This is a genomic window from Bacteroides sp. AM16-24 (assembly GCF_003471885.1).
GTDB lineage: Bacteria > Bacteroidota > Bacteroidia > Bacteroidales > Bacteroidaceae > Bacteroides.
Genome location: NZ_QRKI01000005.1, coordinates 96961 through 115127 on the forward strand (window position 1 = coordinate 96961; position 18167 = coordinate 115127).

Here is an 18167-nt window from a genome sequence, read left to right on the forward strand (position 1 = left end):
TTATGAAAAAGATTATATTTATTGTAATAGCTATTATATTAGGACTGAGTTCCTGTCACGATGACGACTACATCACCGGTGTACCCAGTTTCGGGCCTCCGGAAGTGAACAACATGGCAGAGAGAGTTAACGGACGCGTCGCATTAGGTTATGTGACCTACTATGGCAAAATGCTTCCCGACCCCACTTACATGACGCATATCAATTATGCTTTCGCCGAACTTTATGTTAAGAACAATGTCTATCAGAAGTTTGACTTGCAAGGTGACAAGGAACGTTTCAATCAAGTGAAGAAGTTAAAAGAAAGAAATAGCAATTTAAAGATATTACTCTCTTTTACAAATAGTGTCTCTAATACCGGTAATTCCCAAGACGGTGGTTTCTCCGCCCTGGCAAAAAGTCCCGAGATGCGTAAACAGTTCGCACAAGATTGCAAAAAGTTCGTTCAGCAGGAAGGCATAGACGGCATTGATATCGACTGGGAATTTCCCGGCATGACTTTCGGCAGTAACGCCTACGACCCGTTGGTTGACGTAGAGAATTTTACTCTGTTAATGAAAGATTTACGCGAAACACTATCAAGTTCCACTTTACTGACCTACGCCGGATATTGCAAGAACAAGCAACCGCAAGGAGCAGGATGGAAGTATATCGATGTGAAAGCTGTAGACCCCTATGTGGATTTCGTCAACATTATGACGTACGACTTGGTGGGTGCCCCCGGCCACCAATCACCATTAAGCAAACCAAGTGCCACCTGGGATTGCCAGCGTTCTGTCAACGAATATCTGAGTGCCGGTGTACCTGCCAATAAATTAGTCCTAGGTATTCCATTCTATGGAAGAGCACATTTCAACTCCGGTGGTTCTATCAATTACAGAGACATTGTCGACTTAAGCGCAGGCGAAGGCTATGTCATTGATAATTGGGATGAAGAGGGCAGCGTTCCGTACGTTACCAAGAACGGAGTATTCTATTGTGGTTATGACAATCCCCGAAGCATTGCCGCAAAAGGTACATGGCTTTTAGGATTAGGCATGAAAGGTATGATGTTCTGGGATTACGATGGTGATGATAACCAGGGAACACTACGCAATGCACTCTGGAATGCCGTAATGCAGGAAGACAAAGACGCCCAATTACATGACTTCATAAACAATTCGGATGGTTACAAAGCACTCGTCACCAGTTGCGACAAGATAATCAGCACCGGTCAATACATGGCGGGAACACTGATAGAGGAAACGACCACCTATCCTAATTATGAAGGATACCCGGTTAAGCTTTACGAATATTCAACCGGCAAGGACGTGCAAACCGGCGTTCAGAAAAAAGGCAAGGTATACATGCTCAATCCTACAGCCGAAAAACTTGCAACCTGGATTGCAACTGCCGTATGGAAAGCAAAAGGTGATACCGATACGGATGCGATGGCAGCTGTATTGAAGCATATACAATTGCAATCGGGAGCTCAGTTCCCGGTATGCGGCATTGTATATGAAGACATGGATAACTCAGGATATTATCCTTATCTCTTCAAGGACGGAGTCACCGTGTATGCAGCAGACCGTTCCAAGTGGGCTACCGAAGATTCTGCCCATCCGGGAAATTACAGTTGCACGGACGATCAACTCAACTACGATGTTAAGATAACCAACAATGACCTGAACACATATACCGGGACCTATGCCCGCATTTGCGGTACCCTGCGTGAAGATTATAAAGCATACGGCGGCACCATTGATGTAGGAACAAGTGATTCTAAAGAGACCCGCAGCATTAAGTGGCTCGATGTAGTACGCGACCTTTATAAGGAAGCTTGGAACTCCAATGAAAACAAACTGATTACAGCATGGGCCAAAGCAAACTTGTAATACTCTAACTTAACACGGATACAGGAGGTTGTTCCACCCACCGGATGATTTTGCGATCTTCATTCATGAGTGAAAAATATATAAATGGAGCAACCTCCTTTTTCTAAAGATAACAGAAAAGGCAAACCGATATGAATAAACATTTCTTTTATCTTATCTTACTATTTTGCATCAGCAGTTGTCAGCCGATAACGAAGAAAATGATGAATATCGAAGGAGTGGTATCTTCGGAATACAACGGGCAAATCATATATTTGGTCCCACGTCCCCATCCCACTCCGGAAACTGTAGATTCTGCCTATATTGTAAACGGAACTTTCTCCTTTTCCATTCCGGCAGATTCCGCTATTTACGATATTGTTATCAGCAGGCGGGCAAATGCACCTATACAACGTCTACTCATTGTGGCAGAAGAAGGAACGCTGCATACCACCATAGGGATGAATAGTTCCAGCACCGGCACCCCACTCAATAACCAACTGCAACACTGGAAAGAACAAATGGAATCTGCTGGTGAGAAAGCAGCCTTACTATCGCAGAAAATCAATAAAAATAAGAAAGATAATACCATTACAGCAATCCTGAGAAGACAAAGAGACAGCATCTACGAAAGTTTTGGTGACTCTACGTTCTGTTTCATTAAACAGAATTTGAATCCATTAGGAGGATACTTATTCATGACGCTTGAGCACATGTTCAATGAGCAGCAAGCCAATGATTTAAAAAGACTTGGAATAGAAAAATGGAAACCCGAACCATGAGAAAACAAATAGACAGTATCTTCGTCTCCCTGTTCTTTATAGCCTGTTGGATATTCTTCTTTTACTTCTATCCATATCATCTGCACTATAAAGAACAGATAACACTATGCGTACTCCAACCGGACTTTCTACAAACGTACTTACAGAAACCGGCATTCCTGACCGAAATCTGTGGCGATTATCTTACTCAGTTTTTCCTGTGGACAGGTGGTGGAAGCAGTATATTAACCCTCACTTTTATGCTCACCTGGCTGGGGTTTCGGATAGCATTACTTAAGACCGGTATCAGCAGCCATACATCCCTCTGGGCATTACTGCCCATAGTTGCCGAATGGGCATTATCCTGCCATTTGGAATATCCCCTGTCCATGTCACTTGGACTAATGTGCAGCGTCTGGGCATTCTTACTGTCGATATTGAGCACATCAACACGGATGAGGGAAATACTCCACGTAATTATGCTTACCATTCTCTATTGCGCCATAGGAGCACACTTCTTTGCATATGTCATTTTAGTCGTAGTTTATGAGTACAAGCACTTCAACAATTACAAGTTATCCTTCTTTTTGCTACTCATCTCCCTCCTCATACCTATTGGAGGCAGTTATTTCTATTTTTTAACTCCTCGCCAATCATACTTCTATCCATTGATAAGCGGATACATGCTGCGTCAGCCTTTTGTCTTTCTCCTGACAGAAGGTTTTCTGCTACTCTCCCTCCTGCCGGCCCTTATTTTCCGGCAGTGTAAGCAATGGATTGCATTATTTGCAGTCCTTGCCCTGGGTACAATTACCATAACCAAAGCATACAACGCCCCCGAAGAAAAGACACTCGCCTTTTCATCCGAAGCCTACTTCGGACACTGGAATAAGGTGATCCGGCTCAACGAGGATAATCCCTACCCGACCTATCTCAGTGCCTATTATACCAATCTCGCCTATGCCCGTCAAGACAAACTTTGCGATGAACTCATGCTACATTATCAGCCGGCTTTTCATGGGCTTTTACTACAAATCAACGAATCAACAGGCTATATATACGCCATGGCAAGCCCCGATGCCCTTATGGAATGCGGTGATATGGCACAAGCCCAGCACTCTGCCATGCTTGCTATGACATTTACCCCGCATCAGCGCTCTTCTCGCATGGTACGGAAACTGGCGGAAATTGCCATAATCAACGAAGATTATTCAGTTGCCCAAAAGTATCTGCGCATATTGTCCCATACTTCCTTGCACCGGAGCTGGGCAAAGGAACGATTGGAACTTATTAAATCCAGCCAATGTGATTCCATCCCTTACTGGAGCCATAAACGCCGGATGCTTCCACAACAAGATACGTTGTTCTCCGCCAATCAATGGCGTACCTCACTGGCTAATTTAATCGAAAGCAATCCTCAAAATAAGATGGCTGCCGACTACCTCTTATGCTTCCACCTATTGAATAAAGATCTGCAGCTTTTCAAGAAGGATTATGACCGTTACTATTATCCGACATTCGGTTCGTTTCCATCCCGTCTCTATCAGGAAGCATTGATACCATGTATGAATGAGAAAGAAAACCCGCAGAAACAACTGAAGCATTATCGCATCTCTGCTAAAGTTTACAAAGATTGCCTGCAATACCTCTCCATATACGAAGATGCCAAAGGAGACGGGCGGGCTTTGGAAAAGTTATTCGGAAAAACATATTGGTTCTATTACTATTATGCACAACTGAAACCATGAAAAGAACTATCATCCTGTTCATTACAACCCTGACGCTTTTCTCCTGTGGAAAACGTTCACTTCAGGATTACACCGACTGTCCTGAACAGCCGCTCCTGTTTCCTGACTATACAGATATCACCGTACCCTGCAACATCGCCCCGCTGAACTTCCAACTGGAAGGCGCGGCAAACCTCTCCGTTATTATCCGGGGAAAGAAAGAGTATCAATTCGACAGCCAGTCCTACAGGCTCCAGTTCCCCATAAAGAAATGGAAAAAGATGCTTGCGGATGAAAAAGGGGATACACTGTCTGTGTCTGTCTATGCCCATATCTCGCAGCAAAAGATACATTACAAAGACTTCCACTGGTACATCTCACCTGACAGCATAGACCGATACCTCAGCTACCGCTTGATAGAACCAGCTTATGAGATATGGAACATGCTGCAAATTTGCGAACGTAACCTTGAGAATTTCGATACCCGCCTTCTGGCCGATAACAATATTACAGATCATAGCTGTATCAATTGCCATACATCCAATCGTGCAGCCAATCCCACTACATTTATGCATGTGCGTGGCAGTAAGGGAGGTACAATTTATAGTCGTGACGAGCAATTACGAAAAATCAACACCAAAACAGATCATACAGCCGGTGCTGTCTATGGGGAGATTTCCCAAGACGGGCGTTTCGGTATATTCACCACAGCCGAAATTATCCCCATTCTGCATAGCTATCGCACCGAACGTCTGGAGGTTTTCGATAAATGCAGTGATCTTATCCTAATAGATTTTGAACAGGGAACGGTTACCGATAACCCCGATATCAGCGGAACGGAATATCAGGAAACCTTCCCTTGTTTCTCTGCGGATAACTATACCATCTATTTCTGTCGGGCACCCTATATCCCTCAGCCGGACAGTACCCGTCGTATGCGCTATGATCTCTACTCCATCTCCTTTAATCCTCAAACTGGACAATTGGGTGATAGTATTCACGAAGTCTTCAGAGCTTCATCCGAAGAGAAATCCGTAAGTTTTCCTAAATGCTCACCGGACGGTAAATACCTGCTGTTCTCCGTATCCGATTATGGTACTTTCCCCATCTGGCATCCGGAAACGGATCTCTGGATGCTGGAGCTTTCTACCGGAAAGATTGATAAAATGGAAGAAACAAACGGACGGTACTCTGATTCCTATCATTCCTGGAACAGTAATTCCCAATGGATAGCTTTCGCCTCCAAACGAGACGACCGGGTATATGGGCGTCCTTACTTTGCCCATGTATCCCAAGATGGAAGCGTTAGTAAAGCGTTTCTTCTTCCACAAGAAAATCCGGAAACTTATTTGAATACGTTCAAGTCTTATAATATACCAGAACTTTACAATACAGCCGAAACGTATGATGCCCATGAATTGCAAAAAGCCTATTTCGGTAAAGAAGCGGAGAACCTCCGCTACAAGTCAATCAAAAAATAGCATATCCGTCATTCTCCTGCGTCTTCACTGCTATACATTCCATTTCCACCAACCAGTGGGGACGGCATACCGATCCATGTACAATGACCTTTGGTATATCGGGAAACTGTTGGTCATGCATTTCCCTGACCACTGCATAGTCAGCCGTATCACGCAGGTAAATAATCATTTGACCTACCTCTTCAAAACCACATCCAGCTTCCTCTAACAGAGTTTCTACATTCTCCCACATTCGTTCGGTCTGTTTTCTGACATCTCCGCAATGAACGATTTCCCCTTTATTGTTGATACTTGCAGTACCCGAGATAAAGACATGCCGGCGGTCACCATAATCAATAGAAGTACCTCGTTCGAAGCTAACGCCATATTCGTAAGTAGGATTCAAATGGGTAGGTGCATAAAGATGATGAATCTGCCCGGGTGTTAACCCTTCTACTGCATATGTATCCATTTGTACCAATACTTTCGGATCGGCATGGCGTCCTTCTATCCCCGTACTTGCAATATAGTGAGTTTGAGGAGTCAGACTCTGCTCTGTAAAAACTTCGTTCCGAGCCTTTACCAGTCCGGCATAATTGACATCTACATTTTGCACGAAGAACCAGGTACGGATACAGTCATCCGCCAGCTTGCAACCTTGTTCCACAAGTTGCCGGATATACTCATCCAGTAATTGTCTCGTTTGAGATTCGGAATCAGCGGAGCGCTTGAACGCTCCCCCGCCCCATAAATGGCGGTATACGCTATGTTTCACTTCAAAAAGCCCGTCAGGCAACCTTCGGGTTTCCACTCCTTTTTGCAGATAAACCCACAGAGCTATTTTTGTTCCATTCAATGGGGCTTGTTGTACAATAGACAAAGCACAATCAGGCTCTTCAGCAGAAATCGCCGACAGCATATCGACCTGATTGGCAGCATCACTCAGGAAATAACGCTTGAAGACAGCAACTGCTCCTTGCAGTTCTGTTTCCAACAAAGCACGATAGGCATCCGATACTGCCTCCAACTGTTCTTTGTAAGTTTGCATAGGGACAGTGGCATGTATCATCACATGATATTCTGAAACACTATTCTCTACATCATATCCGGAGACTTCAACTAAAGCGTTTTTAAATACTCTCTGTTGTTTATTCATAGTTATTTTCTCTCTTTTAAGGACATAGCACAAAAATAAGAAACATTCCCCCTCCTGCCAAATTTATTCCACAAAAGGATTCTCTAAATCTGAAACGAGCCTGTATTTTCGACTTTCCGCTCAACCTTTTTTCATTTAGGTTGTTCAATGGGCATTCACCAAAACCTAACTTAATAATGAAGACAATCTTTAAAGTAATGTTTCTGTTGTGCGCTATCGGGCTCGTTCCGTCTATGGCCAACGCACAAGAAAAAGCGATTATTGACGACGAGGCATCTAACGGCATCGTCATGGTTACCATCGACAAAGCAGGCGACGAGATCGTCCGTATCATGAACGAATCACAGTTCAGGTACATCCACGATCCACAGGCCCCCCGCTTCCTGTTGATGGATAAAAAAGGAAAATTCGCCCTTGGTATCGGAGGATATGTACGTGCCACTGCCGAGTATGACTTCGGTGGCATTGTAGATAACATGGATTTCATCCCGGCCTACATTCCGAATGCCAGTAAAGTAAAGAACCAGTTCCAGATGGATGCAAGTACTTCCACCATCTTCCTGAAACTGGTAGGACACACAAAACTACTGGGTGATTTCGTAGTGTACACTGCCGGTAACTTCCGTGGCGGAGACAAAGTATTCCAGTTGCGAAATGCGTATATGTCATTCCGCAATGTGACAGTAGGTTATACCTATGGCGGTTTCATGGATTTGGCAGCATTGCCTTCCACTATCGACTTCCAAGGCCCTAACGGTGCCACTTTCTATCGTGCCACTCAACTGGCTTACACTTACAAAGGCCTGAAGAACTGGCGTTTCAATGCATCTATAGAGGTACCTAGTGTAGATGGTACAACAAACGATCAACTCAGCGTAGCCCAACAACGCATGCCGGACTTCACCGCTTACGCCCAATATGGTTGGGGAGCCAACAGTCATCTTCGTGTAGGTGGCCTCGTTCGCAGCATGACATACACCAGCACGCTCAGCGATCATGCATCCGACGTTACCGGATGGGGTATACAGGCATCTACCTCATTCAATCTCAGTAAGAAATGGGAAATCTTCGGACAAGCTACTTATGGAAAAGGTATCGGACAATATCTGAATGACATAAGCAATCTGAATGTGGATATCGTTCCCAATCCCGAAAAAGAAGGAAAGATGCAAGCATTGCCTATGCTGGGCTGGTTTGCCGGGGCACAGTATAACATCTGCCCGAAAGTGTTTGTGTCCACTACTTACAGTATGTCCAGATTGTATTCGGAGAACGGTTATCCCAACGATCAACCCAGCAGTTACCGTTACGGACAATATCTCGTAGCCAATGTATTCTGGAATGTTACTCCGAATATGCAGGTAGGTGCTGAATACCTTCGCGGCTGGCGTACAGATTTCAATAAATCAACGCATCATGCAAACCGGATGAATTTGTTGGTACAATATTCTTTCTAAATCAGATACATAAATCAAGGAAGCCGCCTCAAAACAATGTTTCAAGACGGCTTCTGCTATATATAAAGTAATTATGAAATCAGAATCTGTAGTTGATACTAGCACCAAATACCTTGTTTGTACGGCTATAGATATTTGTACCGCTCAATCCGGTATTATTATAGTTCTGAGATTTTTTAGTATAATCTTCGTAGGTAGTCCACATGTAACCAACGTTCAGGGCAGCTCTTGCTGTTAAATTCAACTTGGCACCAAAACCCAGAGTATAAGAATCACAAGAGAAACTGGTGTCACTCTGGTAATTGTCAGACAATCCATAGTCTGTGATCTGACCTCCACAACTCAAAGTCAAATGCTTGGTTACATCCCACTCAATACCGGCCAGATACTCGTTTGTTCCCTTTGTCAGAAACTTCTGCTTGCCACCAGCCATTCCTGCACTTTTATCATCAAAGAAGTGGTATTCTACAGATGCACGCAATACCGGAAGAAACTCATAAGAAGCAGCTATAGAAAGCATGGAAGGGATATCATTCGGAGTATTCACACCATGCTTGTAATCCGCCAATTCACTTTCAGCAGCACCAATCATACGAAGCGAGTTAGCTTTAGTGGAATTTTCAATATTCAGGTTAGTCATGAACTCATACTTTGCACCAATATTCAACTTGCCCCACTTGGCATCCAAGCCGATAACCGGGGTAAATCCCCATCCGGTCTGACTGCAATCCAAGTCGATGCCGATAAGTTCTGTGCCGGCAGGTATCGTTCCCCCGGTAGGCAAAGGCAAATTAGTGGCGGCACTAGCATTCAATGCACCTTGATAACCACCAGTAAAGTAGTTCATACGACCACCCGCAAAGGCAGAAAGCCAGTCCGTTACCTTATAAGTCAAGCCCAATTGTACTGAGTAGATGTACTGTTTGCCATCCATATAGCTTTTCAGCGAATAAGCCTTGCTCGGAATATTTTGAGCACCCAATCCGCCTATTACCATAGCATCGAACATGGGAAGACCGTCGTCAAATGAAGCCTTTCCTCCGCCACCGGTAATTCCGAAAAAGCCGGAAAGTGTCCAGTCACCCATCTTATAAGCAGCAAACAAACTGGGAATAACAGGCGCAGATGCCTTACCCTCATAATACTTATTCAGCCCCAGACCTTCGCACGAGGCATCGATATTCCTTGTTTGGAAAGCACTCTGAATACTCAAAGACATGTGAAAACCGTCATTCGGCAAAAATGCCAGACCTGCCGGATTAGACAAAGCAGCGTCTATTTCAGTGGTAGCACCGCGGGATAGCATACGAAGAAAAGCGGCATGCTGATTTGTATTCGTAAGGAGACCTCCTGCAAAAGTTGAAATTGAAACGATTAGCAACATAAGACTAATCAACGAAAATTTTCTCATCTAAATCTTTTTTAATTGTTAGCGGGCGCAAAGTTACAATAATATTGCACGCTGAAAAGTCTTTTGTGCAAAAATATCAGATTAAGCCCATAATTAATTGAAAACAAAAACTGTTTCGAATGAAACTGATATAAATAAAACGCACCACCTATCAACGAAAAGAACCATATCCCTACCCTTCCGCTAATACCCATAAAGCAGTACCTATGTTTCTGAACCTTATTATCTATATGCGTGTTATATTAATAAAATAACCCGTTGGCGGAGTTAGAGACTGTCCAACATCCTGTCAGAGCCATATCAAAAAGGGCTCAACAACCTATTTGCTCCGTATCATCTCCGGATAGAGGTACCTCTAACCGAATTTGCTACGGAGTTGGTACGGACCGGCTACTGCACAAACCCGGTCTTGGTCTCTATTCGGACACGTGGAGAAGGCCATTAATTCCACCAACGGGCTAAAATAAATTCTAAAAACTTCAGAAGTTATGGCATATACAATTGCTTTTTTCGGCACCAAACCTTATGACGAGGCTTCGTTCAATGAGAAGAATAAAGAGTACGATTTTGAACTTCGTTATTATAAAGGTCATCTGAACAAACACAATGTGATACTGACACAGGGCGTAGACGCTGTCTGTATATTTGTAAACGACACCGCAGATGCGGAAGTGCTTCGCATGATGGCTGATAATGGTGTTAAACTATTGGCACTGCGTTGTGCCGGATATAATAATGTAGACCTGAAAGCTGCCGCAGAATGTGGCATAACAGTAGTACGCGTACCTGCCTACTCTCCGTATGCCGTAGCAGAATACACCGTTGCCCTTATGCTATCGCTGAACCGGAAAATACCCCGTGCTACCTGGCGTACCCGTGACGGTAATTTCTCTCTCCACGGATTGCTCGGCTTTGACATGTATGGAAAGACAGCCGGCATTATCGGTACCGGAAAGATTGCCAAGAAACTGATTATGATTTTGCGAGGTTTCGGTATGAACATACTGGCATATGACCTATATCCTGACTATAACTTTGCCCGCGAACACCAGGTGGTATATACCACACTCGATGAGCTCTACCATAGTTCAGATATCATTTCGCTGCACTGTCCGCTTACGGAACAAACTAAATACCTCATTAACGACTACTCCATCAGTAAGATGAAAGACGGTGTAATGATTATCAATACCGGACGCGGCCAACTGATACATACCAATGCATTGATAGAAGGACTGAAGAACAAGAAAATCGGTTCCGCCGGACTGGATGTATACGAAGAAGAAAGCGAATATTTCTATGAAGATCAATCCGACCGCATCATTGATGATGATGTACTGGCACGCCTGCTCTCTTTCAACAACGTGATTGTAACTTCGCACCAAGCTTTCTTCACCCGCGAAGCACTGGAGAACATTGCCACCACCACCCTGCAGAACATCAAAGACTTCAAAAGTGGAAAGGTATCGGAGAATGAAGTAAAAATTCAGAATTAGCAATAAAGATATTCAATAAATAAATGCTAACATTCGACTATAAACATTTTCATAGTCAGTTTGTTATTTATGTATATCAAACATTTAAAGAAAGGAATAAATTATGAAAAAAGTAATAGACAAAGCGGAAAGCCGTGGACGTGCTCTATATGATTGGCTCGACAGCCACCATACATTCAGTTTCGATACATATTACAATCCCCGCCGCATGAATTTCGGTGCATTGCGCGTATTGAACGACGACCGTGTAGAAGCAGGTAAAGGCTTCGGTATCCACCCACATAAAAACATGGAAATTATCTCCATCCCCCTGAAAGGAAAGCTGAAACATGGTGACAGTAATAAAAACAGTCGCACCATCACCATAGGAGACATACAAACCATGAGTGCCGGTACCGGTATTTATCACAGTGAAATGAACGGCAGCGATACCGAACCGGTAGAATTCCTGCAAATCTGGGTAATGCCGGAGAAGCTGAATACACCACCCGCCTATCAGGATTACGACATCCGTCCGTTCTTGCGGAAGAATGAACTGGCACTGATCGTTTCGCCGGATGGCGATGCCCCTGCCAAGATGTTGCAACAGACATGGTTCTCCATCGGAGAAATAGAGGCGGGAAAGAAGATCGGCTATCACATGCACCAATCCCACGCAGGTGTGTATATCTTCGTGATTGAAGGTGAGGTAAAGGTGGATGATACCGTACTTTCACGCCGTGACGGCATGGGCGTATACGATACCCACAGCTTTGAGCTGGAAACCCTGAAAGACTCGCACATTCTGCTGATGGAAGTGCCGATGTAAGTCTTTTAGATAAAAATAACAGCAAAAACCAAAGGTTTGTGTAGCGTTTTTCGTAATATTGCGCTATAAATTAACCCGTGCATGAAACTTGATTACATTTACCATAGCGGCTTCGCGATTGAAGCGGACGGAGTGACGGTCATTATCGATTACTACAAAGATTCCTCTGAAACGGAATATAATAAAGGTATCGTTCATGACTATCTATTGGGAAGACCCGGAGAACTATATGTGCTCTCTTCCCATTTTCACCCCGACCACTTTAATCGCGAAGTCCTTTTATGGAAAGCCGAGCGCCCGGATATTCACTATATCTTCTCCAAGGACATCCTGAAACATCGTCGTGCCACGCGCGAGGATGCCACCTATATTAATAAAGGGGATGTGTACGAAGACCCGAATATCCGTATCGAAGCATTCGGTTCCACGGATGTAGGTATCTCTTTTCTCATTGACCTGCAAGGTGTCCGGCTCTTCCATGCCGGAGACTTGAATAACTGGCATTGGAGCGAAGAATCCACTCCGCAGGAAATCCGGAAAGCGGAAGGTGACTTCCTTGCCGAAGTGAAATGCCTTCAGCAAACTGCCCCATCGGTAGATGTAGCCATGTTTCCAGTGGACAACCGCATCGGAAAAGATTATATGAGAGGTGCGGAACAATTCGTGGAACGGATAAAAACTACTATCTTTGTACCTATGCACTTCAGCGAGGAATACAAAGGCGGAAATGCTTTCCGGGAGTTTGCCGAAAGCAAAGGTTGCCGTTTCTTGTCCATAACCCACCGGGGTGAAAGTTTTGATATTAATCAATAAAACATACGCATTATGAAAAATTTGACACACCTCCTTTTTGTACTCTTATGTATTTGCCTGCCTGTTGCAGTACATGCTCAAAAAGACAAGGACAAAGACGATGACGACAGCAAGTACCTGGCGGGCGCAGTACCCGAAGTAGATGGAAAAGTTGTATTTACCAAAGAATTCAGTATTCCCGGCATGTCTCAAGAAGAGATCTTCAACCGCATGCAGAAATGGATGGAAGCACGGCTGAAAAAGAATGGGAATAACAGCCGCGTAGTCTATACGAACCCGGAAGAAGGGCAAATAGTAGGTACGGGAGAAGAATGGATTGTATTCAGCTCAAGTGCACTCTCACTGGACCGTACAAAGATACTCTACCAACTGTCCGTGGTTTGTGCACCCGAGAAGTGTACAATGGAAGTTGAAAAGATTCGTTTCAATTACCGTGAAGGAAAAGAGAAGTATACAGCAGAGGAATGGATCGTAGACAAATATGCACTGAATAAGGCTCAAACCAAATTGGTGCGCGGACTTGCTAAATGGCGCAGAAAAACAGTCAACTTTGTAGATGACCTCGCTCTTGGAGCAGCAGAAGCCCTTAGTGCAAGTACTGCCAAGAAAGCAGCCGAAACAGAACAACCGGAAGCTAAGAAAGAGGAAAAGAGTGCTGTTAGCTCAGGTCCGATAGTGATTACTCCTAAAGCTGAAGTGGAAGTGAAAACCCCGGCTGAAACAGCCAAAGCAACCGTTGTACCTGCTACTCCGCTTACTCCGGCCACTCCTGTTGCTTCTGGTACAATGCCCGGCTATAAAGAAGTAGCTCCGGATCAACTGCCGACAAATGCTATCCAAATGGGTGCAGGCAAATTAGTACTTGTAATTGGTACAGATGCTTTCAATATGACCATGATGACAGCTAATGCAGGTGGGTCATTGGGCAAATCCTCAGGTAAGCCTGTTATCTTCAGTTTCCTTTCACCTGATCAACCTTACGAACAGATGGAAGCTGCTGAAACTTACACCGTTCGCTTCTATCCGGCAAACCAGACAGAACCTTCAGTTGTTCTGGAATGTAAGAAGATGCCTTCACAGGCTCCTATGGAAGGTCAGCCACGCATGTATGTAGGCGAAATTCTAAAGGCATTCGTAAAATAATAACTAATTACTTAATTACGTGGAAATAAAAGCTAAATTCGATCATTTTAATATCAACGTCACCGATCTGGAACGTAGTATTGCTTTCTATGAAAAAGCATTGGGATTGAAAGAACATCACCGCAAAGAAGCCTCGAACGGCTCTTTCACGCTGGTTTACCTGACAGACAACAGTACAGGTTTCCTTCTGGAACTGACTTGTCTGAAAGATCATCCTCAAGCTTATGAACTTGGAGAGAACGAAAGCCATTTATGCTTCCGTGTTGCCGGTGATTATGAGGCTATTCACCAATACCATAAAGAAATGGGTTGGGTATGCTTTGAAAATACAGCTATGGGATTATACTTCATCCATGATCCGGACGATTACTGGATAGAAGTACTTCCAGCAAAATAGAGTATAAAATGATAGGGTGATAAGGTGATAGGGTGATAAAGTGATGAGCATACATTCCCCTATCATCTTATCACTTTATTACCCTATCACCTTATCACTTTCTATTTATGACGATTCGCCCTTTTCTTCCGTATATCCGCCTTCATCTTGGCAGCACCGGAACCATGTTTCCCGGTAATATACGATTTCTTCTTGGCTTTAGTCTTTACCTTTCCATCTTCCTTGGGCTTGTCTTTCTTTCCTTTAAAGACGATACCGCCCATTATTGCATCTTCTATACTCATATTCGGTTTCTATTACTATATATATTTATAAGCCGACACAAAGATAGTTTTTTTCTACCAATAGACTGCATTTTTCGTATCTTTGCGGACAACTTTTAGAGATTGAATAGAATGAACACTACGCTGCTTTCTGCTGACAAGGACCCGATGGGTACTGCTATTGCCGATTATTATAAACGACACAAGGCCGAACGGCTACGGGTTTTCTCCTCACAGTTCGATGAGGATGAAATTCCGGTAAAGGAACTTTTTCGTACGGAAAAGCAGATGCCTCTTCTGGAACGTACCGCCCTGCAACTGGCTACGGGAAAGATTCTGGATGTGGGAGCCGGAAGCGGTTGCCACAGCCTTGCCTTGCAGGAAGCAGGCAAAGAGGTACATGCCATTGATATTTCGCCGCTTTCAGTAGAAGTTATGCAACAACGCGGCGTACGGCATGCCACATTGCTCAATCTGTTCGATGAGCATTTCCGTGAGACATACGACACGATATTAATGTTGATGAACGGTTCGGGAATCATCGGCAAACTGGAAAATCTGCCTGCCTTCTTCAAAAGGATGAAGCAATTGCTACAACCCGGTGGCTGTATCTTTATGGATTCCAGTGATCTGCGCTATCTGTTTGAGGAAGAAGACGGAAGTTTTGTGATCGACCTGGCAGGTGACTATTATGGAGAAGTAGACTTCCAGATGCAATATAAGGATATCTTGGGAGAGTCATTCGACTGGCTTTACATTGATTTCCAGACACTCAGTCTTTATGCAGCCGAAAATGGTTTTCAAGCGGAGTTGGTAAAAGAAGGAAAGCACTACGATTATTTAGCCAAGTTGACCTTAAAATAAGGTCAACCCGGACTTTCTGTTTGTTATTTCTTTGCCAACATTTCATCAATCTTCTTCGTTAATGCAGCAAATTCCTTCTCATTGTACAGGCGGGTCAGCATTACGATGCGTCCGTCTTTATCAATCAGTACATTGCGGGTAATTCCGGCATTGCGAAGCGCATATTTGGCAAAAATATCTGCACCTGGATCTAAGCCCAAGGGATAAGTAATGCCAGTCGACTTACCGAATGCAATCACTTTGTCCAACGGTTCATCACGGTCTATGCCGATAAGGGCAAATGCAGAATTATCTTTGTGCTTCAACCAGATATCCTTTTCTATAAAAGGCATTTCTTTGCGGCATACACCACACCAACTGGCAGTGAATTGTAACATCACCACTTTTCCACGGAGTTCGGAAAGGGTAACTTTCTTACCGTCAGTCAGGGTAATGGTAAAGTTGGGAGCCATCTCCCCTACTCTTACAATGTAACCGGTGCTATCGGCAGCTACTTCCTGCGCTTTGCCCGATAAACTGCAAAGGACAAACAGGATAAACATCAAACTCTTTACTACTTTCATCAATCTTATACTTTTAAGTTATTCTTAAAACGGGAACAATAACGGAAGCACAAAGATCATCACAATTCCCATAATTATCTGTAAAGGCAAACCAACTTTAACATAATCCATGAATGTATAACGTCCCGCAGGCATCACCAACGCGTTGGGCGGAGTAGAAAACGGAGAAGCAAAACACATGCTGGCTGCCACGGTTACGGCAAACAGGAATGGATATGGACTCAAATCCAACTGTATGGCGGCCTGGAGGGCAATCGGTGCCAAAAGTACTGCCGTAGCCGTATTACTAATAAACATAGTCATCAGCGAAGTGGTGAAATAGATACCCGCCAACAATATATAAGGTCCGTAACTACCTAATCCGTTGACTAATGATTGAGATACCAAATTGGATGCTCCGGTCTTTTCCAATGCCAGTGACATGGGCATCATTGCGGCAATCAATACGATACTTTCCCAATTAATGGTTTTATATGCTGCTTCTACATTCCGGAAGCAGCCGGTGAGCACCATCAGCAGACCTGCAATCATTACTGCCGTTACCGGAGCAATAGGGATGAAGTCGAACATCATCATTACCACCATTCCCAACATGATTATGGCAGCAACAGGTGCTTTATGATTCAATGTTACTTTAGCAGCCTCAGCAAGCGGTTGTCCAAGTACTACCCAATCGGAGGGATCTTCACTCAAACGCGCTATATTCTCCCATGTTCCCTGCACCAACAGCACATCTCCCGAATGCATCTTTTCATCTTTTAGATTCTTCAGAATATACTGGCGCTTGCGTTGGATACCCAAGATATTCACACCATATTTTTCCCTGAAACCTGAATCTTTTACCGGCTTATTTACCAGATTGGAGGCAGGCATCAATACAATTTCAGCAATACCGATTTCTGTAAATTCCAGTTCTTCACTTTTTGCTTCTACCGTACCTTCCGCTGCATGGGTATCCAACAACTTTAATGTATTTTCTTCGGCAAAATGTTCTACATTCGTAAAATCACCCAATACATACAGAATATCATTCTCTTGAATAACTGTATCAGCAGCAGCCATTTCCTGGCTCATCGTCTTAAAAAAGTGACGACGAGAAGAGGATAACTGACGCCGAACTTCCATTATACCTACATTATAGCGTTGTGGAATACTTAATTCTTGTATGGCCTTTCCAGTTAAAGGCGATTTACTTTCGACCTGCACCCGACACAAATTCTGAAATAGTTGGTACTCTCCCGCCAGTTCTTTCAGCGATTTGTTCTTTTTACCCTTACGGTCTTTGTCACCTTTCTTAGTCAGGAAAATTTTACTCAATGGAATTAAGATTATCAATCCGACAGCCACACAAACCAATCCTACAGGAGTAAACGAAAAAAATGTAAGAGGTGTATATCCTGCAGAGGTCAATGCTTCTTGAATTACAAGGTTCGGCGGTGTGCCGATAAGCGTCATCATACCTCCCATGCTACTGGCAAACGCAAGCGGCATCAACAGGCGACTGACATTGATCTGCGTCCCCATAGCCATACTGACTACAATGGGAAGCATCAAAGCTACCGTTCCGGTATTGCTGACAAAAGCACCGATGAAGGCAGTCACCAATACAATAAGAACGAAAAGTTTCAACTCACTGTCACCAGCCAACTTCAGGATACGACTACTTATCATCTTTGCCAATCCCGTCTGAAAGATAGCACCGCCCACAACGAACAATCCTATCATCATTATAACAACGGAGTTAGAGAAGCCTGTCAATGCTTCTTCCGGGGTCAGAATACCGAATATAATTAGTAACACCAGAGCACAAAGCGCAACTAAATCCGAACGCACTTTGCCACTCATAAAGAATATCGCAGATAGGAATAAAATAATGAGAGTAATATACATAAAGATATAAAATTTATCAGTTATTAAACAATTCAACAGTGATTTTTGTTCTAAGGCGTTGCAAATATCACAAAAATCAGCACGATGGACAATAGGGTAAATCCT

16 protein-coding genes are annotated in these 18167 nt (G+C 43.8%); 11 read left to right on the forward strand and 5 right to left on the reverse strand.

Translation table 11 applies throughout. The features are described 5' to 3' along the window. Positions 1-2 precede the first annotated feature (2 nt). The 4 genes from DW182_RS07855 (at position 3) to DW182_RS07870 (ending at position 5822) form a co-directional block, all read left to right on the forward strand. A complete protein-coding gene (locus DW182_RS07855; protein ID WP_118295218.1) occupies positions 3-1874 on the forward strand; it encodes a glycosyl hydrolase family 18 protein in 1872 nt (623 codons plus the stop codon). Between the two features lie 131 nt (positions 1875-2005). Continuing rightward, entirely contained in the window at positions 2006-2635 is a 630-nt protein-coding gene (locus tag DW182_RS07860) for a DUF4369 domain-containing protein (RefSeq protein ID WP_118295219.1), read from the forward strand. Beyond that, positions 2632-4362: a DUF6057 family protein gene (locus DW182_RS07865; protein ID WP_118295220.1), complete on the forward strand. Its 1731-nt coding sequence runs from the start codon at positions 2632-2634 to the stop codon at positions 4360-4362. The genes DW182_RS07860 and DW182_RS07865 overlap by 4 nt, the downstream gene beginning before the upstream one ends. Then, on the forward strand, positions 4359-5822 hold the full coding sequence (locus DW182_RS07870) for a hypothetical protein (RefSeq protein WP_118295221.1): 1464 nt from the start codon (positions 4359-4361) through the stop codon (positions 5820-5822). The genes DW182_RS07865 and DW182_RS07870 overlap by 4 nt, the downstream gene beginning before the upstream one ends. On the opposite strand, the gene DW182_RS07875 is transcribed toward DW182_RS07870, so the two are convergent. Continuing rightward, positions 5812-6957: a Rid family hydrolase gene (locus tag DW182_RS07875; RefSeq protein WP_118295222.1), complete on the reverse strand. Its 1146-nt coding sequence runs from the start codon at positions 6955-6957 to the stop codon at positions 5812-5814. The two genes, DW182_RS07870 and DW182_RS07875, sit on opposite strands and share 11 nt — an antisense overlap. Before the next feature lie 176 nt (positions 6958-7133). Here DW182_RS07875 and DW182_RS07880 point away from each other — a divergent pair, with 176 nt between their 5' ends. Next, positions 7134-8414 (forward strand): DcaP family trimeric outer membrane transporter, encoded by a 1281-nt coding sequence (locus tag DW182_RS07880; protein ID WP_118295223.1) that lies wholly within the window; start codon positions 7134-7136, stop codon positions 8412-8414. A 79-nt stretch (positions 8415-8493) separates the two neighbouring features. Here the strand turns inward: DW182_RS07880 and DW182_RS07885 are convergent, their stop codons facing one another. Next, complete coding sequence (locus DW182_RS07885; RefSeq protein ID WP_118295224.1) at positions 8494-9825, reverse strand: OmpP1/FadL family transporter; 1332 nt, start codon at positions 9823-9825, stop codon at positions 8494-8496. A 488-nt stretch (positions 9826-10313) separates the two neighbouring features. Between DW182_RS07885 and DW182_RS07890 the strand changes: the two genes are divergently transcribed. From DW182_RS07890 to DW182_RS07910, 5 genes are all read left to right on the forward strand, one after another. After that, on the forward strand, positions 10314-11321 hold the full coding sequence (locus DW182_RS07890; protein WP_118216141.1) for a 2-hydroxyacid dehydrogenase: 1008 nt from the start codon (positions 10314-10316) through the stop codon (positions 11319-11321). Between the two features lie 103 nt (positions 11322-11424). Then, positions 11425-12129, forward strand: a complete 705-nt coding sequence (locus tag DW182_RS07895; RefSeq protein WP_115502878.1) for a pirin family protein — start codon at positions 11425-11427, stop codon at positions 12127-12129. 81 nt (positions 12130-12210) lie between these two features. Further along, positions 12211-12942 (forward strand): MBL fold metallo-hydrolase, encoded by a 732-nt coding sequence (locus DW182_RS07900; protein ID WP_115502879.1) that lies wholly within the window; start codon positions 12211-12213, stop codon positions 12940-12942. A gap of 12 nt (positions 12943-12954) precedes the next feature. Beyond that, positions 12955-14085 carry a DUF4468 domain-containing protein gene (locus DW182_RS07905; RefSeq protein ID WP_115502880.1) on the forward strand — a complete coding sequence of 377 codons (1131 nt, stop codon included), beginning with the start codon at positions 12955-12957 and terminating at the stop codon, positions 14083-14085. Positions 14086-14104: 19 nt separating this feature from the next. After that, complete coding sequence (locus tag DW182_RS07910; protein ID WP_117694197.1) at positions 14105-14482, forward strand: VOC family protein; 378 nt, start codon at positions 14105-14107, stop codon at positions 14480-14482. A 101-nt stretch (positions 14483-14583) separates the two neighbouring features. On the opposite strand, the gene DW182_RS07915 is transcribed toward DW182_RS07910, so the two are convergent. Next, the gene (locus tag DW182_RS07915; protein WP_044155084.1) at positions 14584-14766 is read right to left on the reverse strand and encodes a hypothetical protein; all 183 of its coding nucleotides are present in this window, start codon (positions 14764-14766) and stop codon (positions 14584-14586) included. Between the two features lie 111 nt (positions 14767-14877). Between DW182_RS07915 and DW182_RS07920 the strand changes: the two genes are divergently transcribed. Beyond that, entirely contained in the window at positions 14878-15609 is a 732-nt protein-coding gene (locus tag DW182_RS07920; RefSeq protein ID WP_118295225.1) for a bifunctional 2-polyprenyl-6-hydroxyphenol methylase/3-demethylubiquinol 3-O-methyltransferase UbiG, read from the forward strand. Positions 15610-15632: 23 nt separating this feature from the next. Here the strand turns inward: DW182_RS07920 and DW182_RS07925 are convergent, their stop codons facing one another. Then, positions 15633-16172, reverse strand: coding sequence for a TlpA disulfide reductase family protein (locus DW182_RS07925; RefSeq protein ID WP_118295226.1), 540 nt, complete (start codon positions 16170-16172; stop codon positions 15633-15635). Positions 16173-16196: 24 nt separating this feature from the next. Then, a complete protein-coding gene (locus DW182_RS07930; RefSeq protein WP_118295227.1) occupies positions 16197-18062 on the reverse strand; it encodes an SLC13 family permease in 1866 nt (621 codons plus the stop codon). Positions 18063-18167 lie beyond the last annotated feature (105 nt).

Bases quoted from the DNA above. Each gene is read 5' to 3' on its own strand.
- DW182_RS07900 (WP_115502879.1), top strand. From the start codon at position 12,211: ATGAAACTTGATTACATTTACCATAGCGGCTTCGCGATTGAAGCGGAC.
- DW182_RS07885 (WP_118295224.1), bottom strand. From the start codon at position 9,825: ATGAGAAAATTTTCGTTGATTAGTCTTATGTTGCTAATCGTTTCAATT.
- DW182_RS07915 (WP_044155084.1), bottom strand. From the start codon at position 14,766: ATGAGTATAGAAGATGCAATAATGGGCGGTATCGTCTTTAAAGGAAAG.
- DW182_RS07865 (WP_118295220.1), top strand. From the start codon at position 2,632: ATGAGAAAACAAATAGACAGTATCTTCGTCTCCCTGTTCTTTATAGCC.
- DW182_RS07925 (WP_118295226.1), bottom strand. From the start codon at position 16,172: ATGAAAGTAGTAAAGAGTTTGATGTTTATCCTGTTTGTCCTTTGCAGT.
- DW182_RS07870 (WP_118295221.1), top strand. From the start codon at position 4,359: ATGAAAAGAACTATCATCCTGTTCATTACAACCCTGACGCTTTTCTCC.
- DW182_RS07875 (WP_118295222.1), bottom strand. From the start codon at position 6,957: ATGAATAAACAACAGAGAGTATTTAAAAACGCTTTAGTTGAAGTCTCC.
- DW182_RS07930 (WP_118295227.1), bottom strand. From the start codon at position 18,062: ATGTATATTACTCTCATTATTTTATTCCTATCTGCGATATTCTTTATG.
- DW182_RS07920 (WP_118295225.1), top strand. From the start codon at position 14,878: ATGAACACTACGCTGCTTTCTGCTGACAAGGACCCGATGGGTACTGCT.
- DW182_RS07860 (WP_118295219.1), top strand. From the start codon at position 2,006: ATGAATAAACATTTCTTTTATCTTATCTTACTATTTTGCATCAGCAGT.
- DW182_RS07880 (WP_118295223.1), top strand. From the start codon at position 7,134: ATGAAGACAATCTTTAAAGTAATGTTTCTGTTGTGCGCTATCGGGCTC.
- DW182_RS07890 (WP_118216141.1), top strand. From the start codon at position 10,314: ATGGCATATACAATTGCTTTTTTCGGCACCAAACCTTATGACGAGGCT.
- DW182_RS07905 (WP_115502880.1), top strand. From the start codon at position 12,955: ATGAAAAATTTGACACACCTCCTTTTTGTACTCTTATGTATTTGCCTG.
- DW182_RS07855 (WP_118295218.1), top strand. From the start codon at position 3: ATGAAAAAGATTATATTTATTGTAATAGCTATTATATTAGGACTGAGT.
- DW182_RS07895 (WP_115502878.1), top strand. From the start codon at position 11,425: ATGAAAAAAGTAATAGACAAAGCGGAAAGCCGTGGACGTGCTCTATAT.